The organism is Enterobacter sp. SGAir0187 (assembly GCF_002952735.2).
Taxonomy (GTDB): Bacteria; Pseudomonadota; Gammaproteobacteria; order Enterobacterales; family Enterobacteriaceae; genus Enterobacter; species Enterobacter quasiroggenkampii.
The window spans coordinates 3790888-3804414 of record NZ_CP025034.2 but is presented as its reverse complement, the minus strand read 5'-3'; the positions used below and the strand labels follow the sequence as shown (position 1 = coordinate 3804414).

Here is a 13527-nt window from a genome sequence, read left to right as displayed (position 1 = left end):
AACCCGAAGGTTTATTGACCTGCTGGAAAGCGTTGACGCTGATCGCAATATGTGGGTATATACACGTATATTGTTATACCCGTAGTCAGCGGACAGCGCTTTGTTCAGAGAGGAAACATGGCCATTAATTCATCAACCATAGCAGCGAGTTCACCGTCACGTATTCACCCGGCTGGCCTGCTTTCAATCGGGCTGGGCAGCATCCTGAGCTCACTGGACTTATTTGTCGTCAATCTTGCCTTCCCGTCGATCAGCCGAAGTTTTCCCGAACACCCCGAGGCCACACTGTCACTGATTCTGACGATCTTCTCAGTCTGTTTTGCCTCCACTCTGGTGCTGAGCGGCCGTTTTGCTGACCGGTACGGCCGACGGACTATTTTCTCGGTAGGTCTGGCCCTGTTTGGTCTGTCGAGCCTGCTCTGCGGGCTGGCGCCCACGCTCTGGATACTCATCGCCGCGCGGGCAATACAGGGGGGTGCTGCGGCCATGCTCATCCCGACAAGCCTTGGGCTACTACTGGGTGCATATCCTCAGGAGAAGCATAAGCAGATGATCGGGTTCTGGGCAGCCACCGGCTCGGTTGCGGCCGCGGCGGGCCCTGTCCTGGGTGGCTTTCTGGTTCAGGCGGACTGGCATCTGATTTTCTTCATCAACGTGCCCATCGTGATTGGGGCTCTCATCTGTACCCGATACCTGAAAGAAAGTGCACCGCATACCGGGCCTGCCCCCGATATTGCTGGAAGCGTACTCCTGACGTCAGGAATAGCTCTCCTCACCGCCACCATAGCTCATACTTCGGAATGGGCCACCCACAAAGCCGCTATTTTCGCGGGAAGTATGGGAGCCATCGTCGTTCTGACGGTATTTGTGTACCACTGCCTGAAATCCTCCCGTCCTCTTCTCGACCTGAGTCTGTTCCATTCCCGGGCTTTCACAACGGCAACAATAGGCATGGGATGTTTTTATATGAGTTTTGCCGTTATGTTACTTGGCGGCACGATGTTTCTGACCCAGGCATGGCACCTGACCGCCGCACAGGCAGGTCTTGCTTTTGCTGCGGGACCGGGCACCGCCGTTGTCGCCTCGCTGCTTATCGGGAGGGTAAAGGCCACTCCACAGAACCTTGCTGTCGCAGGCTCCGTACTGTACTTCCTGAGTGGACTCTGGTGGTTTTTAACGCTCAGCGACCATACCGATAATGCCTGGTTACTGAACTATTTGCCCGGACTGATTATGACCGGACTCGGTGCGGGTATCGCGCAGACGGGCTTTATGGCAGGTGCGGTTTCCGGGCTTCCGGCCCATATGTATTCGACAGGAACAGGGCTGATCAACACCTCACGCCAGATTGGTGCGGCGATCGGCGTGGCGCTTTTTGTTGCTCTAAGCGGTAAAGCTGCTGCACCCGAATCCTTCCATGCAGCCTGGCTGCTGATGAGTCTGTGTGGCCTTATTGCGGCGCTGTCGGCGAATTACCTGCGCCGCAAAATTTCCCCGAAAAAGTAAATGCCTCAGCAACACGGGAGCAAGTCAATGTCCGCTCCTGGCACAGGGCTGCTGTTGCAGCCCTGACAACCTTAGACTTCAATCGATTCAGATATCTCTAACGCATCATCGACTTCGATGCCCAGATAACGGACTGTGCTTTCCAGTTTCTTATGGCCCAACAGAATTTGTATCACCCGGAGATTCTTGGTTTTCTTGTATATCAAGTAAGGTTTTGTTCTTCTCATGGAATGTGTGCTGTAAAGCGAAGCTTCGAGACCAAGCTTTTCTACCCACCCATGAAAAATTCGGCTGTATTGTCAGGTTGATATGTGCCGGTTAGTTCCGATCCGAGACCGAAACAAGAAGTCTTTACTGTGCAAATTGCCAAGCTTTATCAATGCAGCAACAGCTTCTCTTGTCCCTTTGGTTATCTCAAATTGCACAGGGCTACCGGTTTTCTGTTGCAGCACCGTAGCTCTGCTTGAAACCGAGCTACCATATGCAACATCAGATACTTTGAGGCTCACCAGATCGCAGCCTCGTAGCTTACTGTCTAAGGCCATATTGAACAGAGCTAAATCACGCGTTTTACCTTCCAGTTCAAGCCGGATTCGGATCCCCCAGATATGAGATATCTGAAGTGGTCTTTTTTGGCCTATGATACGGTCTTTATTCCACGGTGACGTGTTCATACTCAAATCTCCTGCAATGTGGGAGATTTGAGTATGGTTGTCCTTTATGAGCGAAGAGTGGACATCTTTAATGGGTTGATTTTGGTGTTCTTACCTCTATGTAGCCATTTTCTATGGCTACATTTATACAGAAGTAAGGATTAGTCTTTTCCCGGACCATAATTAAATTTTGTACCTTTGCCAATGGCGTAAAACTGTCCGCCAGCTACGTAATGGACAGTACGTAGTTCATCAGGCGCATCATCAAAAATCCAGTGTCCATTCCTGAAAACGCGGTCATCACTCCATGCTCCGACAATTTCCCCCATGAACAAGTTGTGCTGCTTTTCATTTTCTTCATTGGGTATAACCTTACAGACTAGCCAGCCAGCGCAACCTACAACTAAAGGCAGATCAAACTCTTTCTGATAAAAAAGTGGGATTTTATTGTTTTTTTCGGGTGTGTCAGAATAACTGTGACCGCCTGCATATAAAACCATTTCCATCTGATTTACTACTGGGACCTGGACAACGTAATATCCACTTTTTTCGACAAGGCCGCGTGTAAATGCCTGTGGACCTATAAAAGCCATCACTTTGTTATTGCCTACTAATCCCACCCAGGCAGCTGCCATGACATTTTCAATACCATTATTTTTAGCCGATATCATCGTCGTTGGCCCGACCTGCAATAAACGATAGGCTTTGTTTAATTCTACTGGTTGTATTGCCATAAATTACTCTTCAAAGTTCTGATAAAAGGATACGATAGATTACTTGTTTGATGGTTTGATTATACGATTGGAATAATTGCAAATTAATTGCTAATATCAAAAAACATTATTGCAACTTTCACAACAATCATGAACAAACTTGATGCTCTGAAGTTTTTTATCATCGCCGCTGAGACCCTCAACTTCCGCGAAGCCTCTATAAAGCTTTCGGTTTCACCATCGGTTGTAACACGAACAATCGCTGAGCTGGAGAAACAGCTTGATGAACCCCTTTTCAGACGCAATACTCGCTCGATCTTTCTCACAAGCTTCGGTGAGCTTTTTTTACCTCAAGCCAGGCGACTGCTTGAGGATTCGGAAAAACTATTTCAGACGGCGAAAGATGATAATGAAATGAAGGGCATTGTCCGTATCACGTCGCTTCGATTTCCAAAGCATGAACAAGTATTATATGAACTATTGACTGCGCTACGCCCATATCCTGAATTATTTATCGACTGGCGTTTAGACATGATGAAACTTGATACTGTCGAGCATCGTATCGATATAGGTATACGCGTCGGGCGAGAACCTAATCCAAACTTTATCATTAAAAATATCACGCAGGTGGAACATATTTTAGTAGCATCCCCAGAACTCGTTGCGCGCCTGGGAGCTCCAACGGATTTAGAAGATCTTCGGCAACGTTATCCATTCAGTGGTTTACTTAATCCTGAAACGGGAAAAATCTTTGAATTTATGAGTGACGCAGTGAATACCTTTGCCCCTCGTCATATTGAATTTTATACTACGGACCCATACGCAGAAATTCAGGCCGCTTTGGCTGGCAAAACGGTTGTACAGTCCAGCGATTTTATCTGTAGAGAGTACTTAGCAAATGGTCAACTCATAAAACCCCTGCCAGAACTGCGACAGGAGAAATGGCAATTTTATTTATATCGGCCTTATCAGACGATTACTCCAAAAAGGGTCACAGTAATTTTTTCACTATTAGAAAAAATCTTACGCAAACATTTCGTATCATAACTAACATACCGCGCAACGTCCGCTGCTGGCACAGAGCGGGCATGTGCATTCCAGCAATCCAAACTAAGCGTTAACAGGTGTTGAAGACGTTTTGTTCCTGTTTGAGACGTTCCGGAACGCAACCTTCAGGTCCCACGATCAGCGGGTTGAATCAGAACCCATACGGAATGGGTTCTGACGGATGAACGGAATAGGACGAGGGCAAACGAGAACCACCTTCTTTTTCTTAGCTGCCCGCCCGACCCGACATCAGCTGTCTCTGGATTCAGTCATCAGCACTCTGACGATTTTGTCCACCAGAAAAGGCATCGCCTGATTCAGCTCTGGATCGCTTAAAAGCTTCCCGGCGACCCTTAATGCAAAATGGCGAACGGCATCGTTGTTTGTGCTGCACGGTGTGCGGCTGTAGTCTTGATACGCATCCCGTAAGCCGGGAAGCGTTTGGCTGTTGTCCTCTGGTACCGCCGGCTTAACCCTGTCAGGAAACGGAATCACCGCCATGCACACTCTCCATGCAGGAATAGACTTTGAATTTTACCCATCCTAGTAGTAGGATGGGTGCGTGTCAATCCTGCCAGCCTCCTTTATCGGGATCGTCGTCCTCCGGGCCTGTGATTTGACCATCTGGCGTCCTGTCTGCAGGCCATCCCGGCAGGATGCTATCAGACACTGCCCCCTGTTTCACAGGGTTAAAGACTGGAGACTGAAATGATCGAACGTTCGCCGAAGGCGCGAGAAATTATGGCAAACACCCGGCAACTGCTGACAGCCGGAGGGTATAAAAGCTTCAGCTATGCCGATCTTGCTGAGCGTGTCGGTATCCGCAAAGCCAGTATCCACCACCATTTTCCCGGCAAGGAAGATTTAGTGAAGGCGGTTGTGCAGGAGTACCGCGCAGAAGCCCTGGCGGGAATGGCGACCATGGATCGGCAAATCGACGATCCCCTGGCCAAAGTGAAAGGATATGCCGACTTCTGGTCTGCGTGTATTAAGGATGGCACTTCGCCATTTTGCATCTGTGTAATGCTTGCCGTTGAGCTTCCCACCTTGCCTGCTGAAATAGCCGCCGAAGTCACCGGCCATTTCAGCGATCTCTCTGACTGGCTCGCCACCTTACTGAGGGCCGGCGAAGCCCGCGGCATTTTCCTGCTAAATGAAACGGCGGAAGCCGAAGCCCGGACGCTGATGGCAGGCATTCATGGCGCCATGCTGGCCGCACGCGCGTTCAATAATCCGGCGGTGTTTGATCAGATTGCCTCGCCGCTGATTAACAAGGTGGTCAACATCGCCTGACGCTAGCCCGGTTTATCTGCCGGGCCGCTTTTATTTCAACTCGTCCCCTCCTCTGCCGTCCCCGGACGATCCTTTTACGCATTCACAGCCTCGCACGAAAACAGGTTGATCTTTTACCTACCTACTAGTAGGTTTACTAACAAAGAGAAGCTCACGCCGATGCTTCGTTTGTTCAGCCTACCGGGTTGAGAGGGTTAACATGTCCGATAATCATTACCATGTGCACCAGCAGCACTGGCTCCAGCGCTATTATTTTATCCGCACCGCCTTCTCCGTTTTATGGGTGATTGCCGTGTTTTCCGCGGGCCAGTCTTCACTTGTCTGGACATCGGTACTGCTCATTCTTTACCCCGCCTGGGATGCAATGGCTAATTATATGGATGCCCTTAAAAGCGGTGGATTCGGCCGCAGCCGGATGCAGACCGTCAATATTATCGTCAGTGCCCTCACCACACTGGCCGTGATGGTGAACATAGACAGCATGTATGAGGTGATCCGTATATTTGGTGGCTGGGCAATCCTGTCCGGTCTGCTGCAGCTGGGGGCGGCGGTACAGCGCTGGAAACATTATGGTGCGCAGTGGAGCATGATTTTAAGCGGCGCGCAGTCTGCACTGGCGGGCGCCTTCTTCCTCGTTCAGTCCCGGCTACCGGAACCCCCGTCGGTAAACATTATTGCGGGCTATGCGGCGTTTGGCGCCGTCTATTATTGTCTGTCCGCCGCGTCGCTAACGATTCGAAAACAAAATGAGCTCACACAATGAAAATCACATCGCAGATAAACAGAAAGATGCTGGTGCGTCTCGCACTGGTCGGCCTGATCCCCCTGATACTGTGTTTATTATTTCTGTGGACTGGCGGCTGGCTTGCGCCCGAACGGCTGACGTCGGATAAGCTCGTCAACGTCCTGGAACAGTCGGGTGGAATTCATGAAGGCTATCGCCGAAATCACGCTAAAGGGATGTGCGTGCTGGGCACCTTTGTCTCGAACGGCAATGCCAGCACGCTGTCGCGAGCGTTACTGTTCAGTAAAGGTGAAACTGCCGTAACGGGCCGATTTGCGATTGCCGGCGGTAACCCGGGGGCGCCGGATTATGCCGTTCCTGTCCGGAGCATGGCGCTGTCCTTTCAGCAGGCTAATGGTGAGCAGTGGCGTACCGGCATGAACGCCATGCCCTTTTTCCCCGTCAGCTCCGTTGAAGGTTTCTATGAGCTTCAGAAGGCCACCTTACCGGATGCGGCCACCGGAAAACCGAATCCGGAGAAAATGGGGGCCTTTGTCATGAAGCATCCGGAGATAAAACCGTTTTTTGTCTGGGCCAAACAAACCGTTCCCTCTTCCAGCTGGGCCAGCGATCGCTTTAACAGTCTGAATGCGTTTCGCCTGATTGATAAGGCCGGCAATGCACACCTGGTACGCTGGAGTATGGTGCCGCATGCAGCGTTTACGCCTGTTACCGATCCCGATAAACAGAACAAGGATTTTCTGCAACAGGATCTTCAGCGTCGTCTGGCGCAGGGCCCGCTGAAATGGGATCTGGTGTTCACGCTGGCTCAGGCGACGGATAACGGTAACGACGCCTCAAAAGCCTGGCCAGCCGACCGGAAGACGATGACGGCCGGCACGTTAGTCCTGACCAGCGCTGTCCCTCAGCAGCAGGGTCCCTGCAATGACATCAATTACGATCCGTTAATTTTGCCCGACGGCATCGCGGCATCTGATGATCCAATACTTAACGCGCGCTCATCGGCTTATGCCAAATCCTACAATCTGCGCACCCATGAACAGGCGCAACAGTCAGGAGAGCATCTATGAAAAAGGTCGATTATTTTCATCCGGTCCTGCGCGTCCTGCACTGGCTGATGGCCGCCGCGATCTTCATCATGTTGTTTATCGGTGTGGCGATGGTATCAACCGTTTCCTCCCTGCACAGCCTGCTGGTGTCGATCCACAAGCCGCTGGGGGTGATGATCCTGCTCCTGGTCGTCGTTCGCGTGTGGGTACGCTTCACCACACCGGTCCCCGCTTTACCCGCCTCGCTACCGGCCTGGCAGCGCGGGATGGCCCATCTTTCGCACTGGGCGCTCTATCTGATGATGCTGGCCCAGCCGCTGTGTGGCTGGGCCATGCTCTCGGCTGCCGGGTATCCCGTCACGCTGGGGTACGGGATCGTCCTGCCTCCCATCATGGGCATGAATAATGACTGGTATGCGGTACTGCGGCCGCTTCACACCTGGGTTGCGCTGGCGCTGTTCGCGACCGTAATGCTTCATCTTGCGGCGGCGCTGCTCCATGCTTTTGTGCTGCGCGACGGCGTGTTCAGCAGTATGGCAGGCATCCGCAAAAAATAGATTTACGTCGCGGCCGTCGCCGGATCGGCAAGCATCGCATCGGCGATATCCAGCATGACCCGGAGTCTGTCCATGTGCCGGAGGTCGGAGTGATAGCCCACCCAGATATCTTTGGACGGCGGGGGTTCCGGCATGCTGACAGGCTGCAATCCGGGGATGGCATCGCCAAGCGGGCGCGGCAGCACGGCAATGCCCATGCCCCGCTGGCACATTTGCGCCTGGACGGCGCGGCTGGTGCTGGTGAACACCCGTCGTGACTGCGGAAACCTGTCGAGCAGCCAGGCGACGTCAGAAAAGTGGGACTGCGCCGTGTTCATCAGAATCAGCCCCACGGCGGCCGGATCGCGCTGCGCGACATCGGCGATTTCCGGTACGCCGTACAACGCATAGGGAATGCGCATCAGACGACGCTGGACAATATCCGGTTCGGTAAAAGGAACAATACGAAACGCGATATCGGCATCGCGGCGCGACAGATTGAGCAAGCGGTAGCTCGCAATGATTTCCGGTACAATCGCGGGATGACGTCGCGTCAGTTCGCTCAGAACAGGCGCCAGAACGTAGTTAGCAAACCACTCTGCGGAAGAAATCCGCAATAACCCTTCAAGGCGGTCGTGATTACCAGCCAGACGACGCTCCATCGCCAGCGCGGAGTTTTCCACGGCTTCTGCCAGCTTTAGCACCCTGTCGCCAGCGTCGGTGAGCACCAGCCCCGCCTTTGTCCGGCGAAACAGGGCTTGCTGCGCCTCATCCTCCAGCGCCTTTATCCGGCGTCCGACCGTCGGATGGCTCACGCCGAGACTGCGGGCCGCCTCCCCGAAAGACCCCTTACGCATCACTGCCAGAAATACCCGCACGTCGCCCCATTCCATGCTGTCGCCTCGCCGTACAAAAATGAACATCCAATATACAAAAGTGTCAGTTCCCAAACAACTTTGTCGACTTCACTATAGCGTTCTCAACTCAATCCGCCCCCGGCGGGGATTTCAGGAGGCCTGCGCCATGAAAAAATTACACGACAAAGTTGCCATCGTAACCGGTGGATCCAGCGGTATCGGAGCCGCCATTGCCCGACAGCTGGCGGCTGACGGCGCAAAAGTCATTGTCAATTACACCTCCGGCAACAGCCGTGCCGGTAAGGTTGTCGCCGACATCGAGGCCGCTGGCGGGCATGCCGTGGCGTTTGCGGCGGATGTCACTCGCCAGGCGGACGTCGGGGCACTGATCGCCTTTGCCATCGACCACTACGGACACCTGGACATTGTGGTGAACAACGCCGGTGTCTACGAGTTCGCCCCGATAGAAGAAAGCACCGAAGCGCGCTACCGCAGGCAGTTTGACATCAATGTCCTGGGCCCATTGCTGGTGGCTGGCGCCGCCGCGCCGCATCTGACGAAAGGCAGCAGCATCATTAACATCAGTTCGTTCGTCACCCGCGTCTTTATCCCCGAGAGCGCCATCTACAGCGGCACCAAAGGCGCGATGGACGCCATCACCGGCGTGCTCGCGCGCGAGCTCGGGCCACGGGGCATTCGCGTTAACGCCGTCAACCCGGGCCTCATCGAAACGGAAGGGAGTCACAGTGCGGGCGCGATGAACTCGGACTTCCAGACATGGAATGAAAAGCAGACGCCACTCGGCCGCATCGGGCAGGTGCAGGATGTTGCGCCGATCGTTGCCTTTCTCGCCTCCGAGGACGCGGGGTGGATCACCGGCGAGGTGATTGTGGCCGCTGGCGGCATGCGCTGACGTTTTCTGCATGACCCTCTGCCCAAACTGACCGAATACGTCCCTTACCCGGGACAGAACCGTTATCTGGAGTGTTCTATGTCAACACAACATCACACGCGCGCCAAGCCCCGTCGCTGGGCGATGTTTATCATCCTGCTGGTGGGCGCGTTTTTGCCCCCGCTCGATTTTTTTATCGTTAATGTGGCGCTGCCTGCCATTCAGGGCGAGCTGGGTGCCTCTTCCTCCGCGCAACAGCTTGTCATTTCATCCTATGCTGCCGTCTACGCGGTCACGTTAATCACCGGCGGTCGACTGGGTGATATTTATGGCCGGGGGAAGATGTTCTTTCTTGGACTTATCGGTTTTGCTGCAGCATCGTTGTTGTGCGGCGTGGCCTGGTCGCCGTGGGTGCTGATTGCCGGGCGCGTGTTACAGGGTGCCACCGCAGCCATTATGGCACCCCAGGCACTGGCCTCCGTACAGGCGATTTTTCCGGAAGCGGAAAAACCGCTGGCGCTGAGCCTCTATGGCGCCGTCTTTGGTCTGGCCTCCGTTATCGGGCAGATACTGGGTGGCATTCTGATTTCTGCAGATCTGTTTCATCTGGGCTGGCGTGCGATTTTTATCGTTAACCTGCCAGTGGCGCTGCTGGTCATTCTCTTCGGTCTGCCGCTGCTGAAAGAGACGCGGGCGCAGTCTGCACAGCGACTGGATCCCGGCGGCATGCTGCTGGCCACCGTCACCCTTAGCGCGCTGATTGTGCCATTAATTGAAGGCCGTGAAGCGGGATGGCCCTGGTGGACATGGGGATCATTTCTTGCGTTCCCGCTGCTGGTGCTGGGGCTATGGCGTTATGAACGTCGCCTCAACCAGAACGGTGGTTCGCCGCTGCTCGATCCGACCGTCTTACGCGCGCCGGGACTGGGTCAGGGTCTGGCGATCGTACTGCTGTTTTATTCCATTGGTGCCTTTTTTCTGTTGTTTTCTGTTTATCTTCAGGATGCGTTGCATTTAAACGCCCTGACCGCAGGCCTGATTTTTCTGCCCTTTGGCATCGGCTTCCTGGTTGGGCCGTTGCTGACCCCCTACTTCAGGCGGTTTGCCGGAAATTACCTGAGCGCAATCGGAATGGGATGTGAGACGGCGGGTCTGGCGGGCCTTGCCGGGCTGATTGCCAGCACGCTGACGGGCACGCCTCCGGCCACGCTGCCGCTCGCGGCACTCCTTTTTATCACCGGTCTGGGTCAGGGGCTGGCAATGCCAACACTGGTGAGGATGGTGACCGGCCGCGTAGCGCCCGCGTTTTCAGGCATGATTGCCGGCGTGACCAGCTCGACGCTGCAAATCAGCACTGCGCTGAGCGTCGCCGTCATCGGCGGCATTTTTTACAGCATGCTGGGGGGCGATAAAAGCGGGGCAACGATCACGCATGCCTTTATTGTCTCACTGCTGACAATGGCGGTATGCCTCGCGGCTGGTGCCGGACTGAGTATCCGGCTTATCCGGCGCGCCTCCGGAATAATTTCTGCTGTGGCCCGGCTTTCCATCAAGTAACGTAACGGGCGGCTGGCCGACGTGGTCTGCACGACATGGCTTATGTGCTTCCCCGGGTATGAGATGTGGCCGTTGCCTTTTTCCCGTGCTCATCCATTTGAGAAAAAAATATGAAAAAATCGATCGTTCCAGAAGCCTTTCAGCATTATTACGATGACTGGCACTTCTCTCCTGTCATCGAAGCCGATGGCACCGTGTATCTTTCGGGCGTTACGGCAGCCCGGAAGGACAAACCCATCAGCAAGGATCCTGAAGAACAGTTTCACGATGCGTTTTATAAGCTGGGTGTGTACCTGAATGCCGCAGGCTTAGGCTATGACAATATTCTTGAGATGACTACGTTTCATATTGATCTTAAAACACATATTGACGTTTTTTCTCAGGTAAAAGATGCGTATATCAAGGCGCCCTACCCGGCATGGTCTGCCATAGGCGTATCGGCAATCATCCCGGAAAATGCCCTTGTGGAGATGCGGATTGTGGCCAAAAGGTAGTCTTTGCCACCTGTCTCAACAGGATTATAACGTCCCCTACCGATAAAGAGCGGCCTGCCCTGCATGCAGTCAGGCCCGCTGCGTACGCATAGCGGACGCTGGCTTATACTCTTCCCCAAAAAGCCGGAATTATCCAGAGGTAGGTTTGGGTAAAAATGGTGTCTCAGATTTTGCCAGGTAGAATATTTCAAATGCGGCGCAAGGAGAAGACGGGTTGACGCGGAGTAATAGTTTGTGATCTTCAGACTGAAGCAACTGTAACTTAGACTCCCCTGCTCCGTTCCTCCCACTCATCCTGCCTTTGTGGGGGTAGCAGGAGCTTCAGACCAACCAGGCTAATAGACTGCTGCCTTAGGCCAGCCTGGTCACCACACACTTTTGCTTTTTCCCCGCAAAAACCTTTGCATTCCTTAGCATGCCAACTTGACACTTTTCTCCTGAAGGCCGCCTTTAAAAGTGTACCCAAAAGCGTAAAGGTGTACCCAAAACGACATAACAGCATGCTGGTTACACCTCTGTGTAAACCTAAAGGATGCACTTTCTTGTACTCTTATGACAGCCCCTGAAAACAAAAAAGCCCGAAATATTCGGGCTTTAGGATGCTTATGATAGCTAGCAAATCACTTTGAAAGCTTATTTGCTTTTCTTAATGTGCTTAATCAGACGCTTACGCTTGCGCATCTGGTTCGGCGTCAGGGTGTTGCGCTTGTTGGCGAACGGGTTTTCCCCTTCCTTGAACTGAATACGGATAGGCGTGCCCATCACGTCCAGCGATTTACGGAAGTAGTTCATCAGGTAGCGCTTGTAGGAATCCGGCAGGTCTTTCACCTGGTTGCCGTGGATCACCACGATTGGCGGGTTATAACCACCGGCGTGGGCGTATTTCAGCTTCACGCGACGACCGCGCACCAGCGGCGGCTGATGGTCTTCCGCAGCCATATTCATGATACGGGTCAGCATGGCGGTGCTCTGACGACGGGTGGAGCTGTCGTAAGCTTCGCGCACGGATTCGAACAGGTTACCCACGCCGCTGCCGTGCAGCGCAGAGATGAAGTGTACGCGAGCAAAGTCGATAAAGCCCAGACGGAAGTCGAGGGTCTCTTTCACCTGCTCACGCACTTCATTGCTCAGGCCATCCCATTTGTTGACCACGATAACCAGTGAGCGCCCACTATTGAGGATAAAGCCGAGCAGAGAGAGGTCCTGATCGGAGATACCTTCGCGTGCGTCGATGACGAGCAGCACGACGTTGGCATCTTCGATCGCCTGCAGGGTTTTGATAACGGAGAATTTTTCCACCACATCGGTGATTTTCCCGCGCTTACGCACCCCGGCGGTGTCGATGAGGACATACTCACGCTCATCGCGCTGCATCGGGATGTAGATACTGTCGCGGGTGGTGCCCGGCATGTCGTAAACGACCACGCGCTCTTCACCCAGAATACGGTTAGTAAGTGTAGACTTACCTACGTTTGGACGGCCCACGATAGCCAGCTTGATCGGCAGATCCTGCGGGTTGAAGTCATCTTCAGGCTCTTCTTCTTCGCCCTCTTCTCCGTCTTCAAACTGCGCCCAGTATTCAGCGTCTTCGTCCACCTCTTCCGGCGGGTTCACTTCGTCAACCCACGGCAGCAGAACGGTTTCCAGCAGGCTGGTAACGCCACGGCCATGCGATGCCGCGATAGGGTAGATTTCACCCAGGCCCAGAGACCAGAAATCTGCGATGGCCTGATCGGCATCGATTCCGTCGGTTTTGTTCGCCACCAGGAAGGTTGGCTTTTCGCGTGAACGCAGGTGTTTAGCGATAGCGGAGTCCGCTGGCATCAGACCAGCGCGTGCATCCACCATGAACAGCACCACGTCCGCTTCTTCAATCGCCAGCAGCGACTGTTCCGCCATGCGGGTTTCCACGCCGTCTTCTGTGCCGTCAATACCACCGGTATCAATACAGATGAACTCGCGTCCTTCCACCTCTGCACGACCGTACTTACGGTCACGCGTCAGCCCCGGGAAATCCGCAACCAGCGCATCACGGGTGCGTGTTAAACGGTTAAAAAGAGTGGATTTTCCAACGTTAGGGCGCCCGACAAGCGCGACCACAGGTACCATGTTTGAAGCCTCATAAAATTCAAAATAACGTCGCTTTCGCGGCGTTTTTAAAAATGTCAAAACGGCTCCTGAGTGA

Annotated in this window: 13 protein-coding genes and 1 pseudogene; 9 read left to right on the top strand and 5 right to left on the bottom strand. The window is 53.7% G+C overall.

The genetic code is table 11. The annotated features are described in order from the left end of the window. Nucleotides 1-117 precede the first annotated feature (117 nt). Complete coding sequence (locus CWR52_RS18380) at nt 118-1506, top strand: MFS transporter (RefSeq protein WP_104950353.1); 1389 nt, start codon at nt 118-120, stop codon at nt 1504-1506. A 71-nt stretch (nt 1507-1577) separates the two neighbouring features. On the opposite strand, the pseudogene CWR52_RS18375 reads toward CWR52_RS18380, so the two are convergent. Both CWR52_RS18375 and CWR52_RS18370 read right to left on the bottom strand, forming a co-directional pair. After that, nucleotides 1578-2180, bottom strand: a pseudogene (locus CWR52_RS18375) (site-specific integrase). A gap of 140 nt (nt 2181-2320) precedes the next feature. Beyond that, a complete protein-coding gene (locus CWR52_RS18370; protein WP_047174584.1) occupies nt 2321-2893 on the bottom strand; it encodes a flavin reductase family protein in 573 nt (190 codons plus the stop codon). A 129-nt stretch (nt 2894-3022) separates the two neighbouring features. Here CWR52_RS18370 and CWR52_RS18365 point away from each other — a divergent pair, with 129 nt between their 5' ends. Further along, complete coding sequence (locus CWR52_RS18365) at nt 3023-3919, top strand: LysR family transcriptional regulator (protein WP_104950945.1); 897 nt, start codon at nt 3023-3025, stop codon at nt 3917-3919. Between the two features lie 249 nt (nt 3920-4168). Here CWR52_RS18365 and CWR52_RS18360 read toward each other — a convergent pair whose 3' ends face one another. Further along, on the bottom strand, nt 4169-4420 hold the full coding sequence (locus CWR52_RS18360; RefSeq protein ID WP_104950352.1) for a hypothetical protein: 252 nt from the start codon (nt 4418-4420) through the stop codon (nt 4169-4171). A gap of 207 nt (nt 4421-4627) precedes the next feature. Between CWR52_RS18360 and CWR52_RS18355 the strand changes: the two genes are divergently transcribed. From CWR52_RS18355 to CWR52_RS18340, 4 genes are all read left to right on the top strand, one after another. Continuing rightward, nucleotides 4628-5212, top strand: coding sequence for a TetR/AcrR family transcriptional regulator (locus CWR52_RS18355; RefSeq protein WP_104950351.1), 585 nt, complete (start codon nt 4628-4630; stop codon nt 5210-5212). A gap of 199 nt (nt 5213-5411) precedes the next feature. After that, the gene (locus CWR52_RS18350; RefSeq protein ID WP_104950350.1) at nt 5412-5975 is read left to right on the top strand and encodes a hypothetical protein; all 564 of its coding nucleotides are present in this window, start codon (nt 5412-5414) and stop codon (nt 5973-5975) included. Continuing rightward, nucleotides 5972-7027: a catalase family peroxidase gene (locus tag CWR52_RS18345; protein WP_104950349.1), complete on the top strand. Its 1056-nt coding sequence runs from the start codon at nt 5972-5974 to the stop codon at nt 7025-7027. The genes CWR52_RS18350 and CWR52_RS18345 overlap by 4 nt, the downstream gene beginning before the upstream one ends. Next, nucleotides 7024-7563 (top strand): cytochrome b, encoded by a 540-nt coding sequence (locus CWR52_RS18340; protein ID WP_104950348.1) that lies wholly within the window; start codon nt 7024-7026, stop codon nt 7561-7563. The genes CWR52_RS18345 and CWR52_RS18340 overlap by 4 nt, the downstream gene beginning before the upstream one ends. Nucleotides 7564-7565: 2 nt before the next feature. Here the strand turns inward: CWR52_RS18340 and CWR52_RS18335 are convergent, their stop codons facing one another. Then, nucleotides 7566-8435, bottom strand: coding sequence for a LysR family transcriptional regulator (locus tag CWR52_RS18335; RefSeq protein WP_104950347.1), 870 nt, complete (start codon nt 8433-8435; stop codon nt 7566-7568). Nucleotides 8436-8565: 130 nt separating this feature from the next. Between CWR52_RS18335 and CWR52_RS18330 the strand changes: the two genes are divergently transcribed. The 3 genes from CWR52_RS18330 to CWR52_RS18320 all read left to right on the top strand — a co-directional run bounded on the left by CWR52_RS18330 (nt 8566) and on the right by CWR52_RS18320 (nt 11342). Then, the gene (locus CWR52_RS18330; RefSeq protein WP_104950346.1) at nt 8566-9312 is read left to right on the top strand and encodes an SDR family NAD(P)-dependent oxidoreductase; all 747 of its coding nucleotides are present in this window, start codon (nt 8566-8568) and stop codon (nt 9310-9312) included. Nucleotides 9313-9390: 78 nt separating this feature from the next. Then, a complete protein-coding gene (locus CWR52_RS18325) occupies nt 9391-10848 on the top strand; it encodes an MFS transporter (protein ID WP_104950345.1) in 1458 nt (485 codons plus the stop codon). 110 nt (nt 10849-10958) lie between these two features. Beyond that, complete coding sequence (locus tag CWR52_RS18320; protein ID WP_104950344.1) at nt 10959-11342, top strand: Rid family hydrolase; 384 nt, start codon at nt 10959-10961, stop codon at nt 11340-11342. Between the two features lie 633 nt (nt 11343-11975). Here CWR52_RS18320 and der read toward each other — a convergent pair. After that, nucleotides 11976-13451, bottom strand: coding sequence for a ribosome biogenesis GTPase Der (gene der / locus CWR52_RS18315; protein ID WP_024908655.1), 1476 nt, complete (start codon nt 13449-13451; stop codon nt 11976-11978). Between the last annotated feature and the right edge of the window lie 76 nt (nt 13452-13527).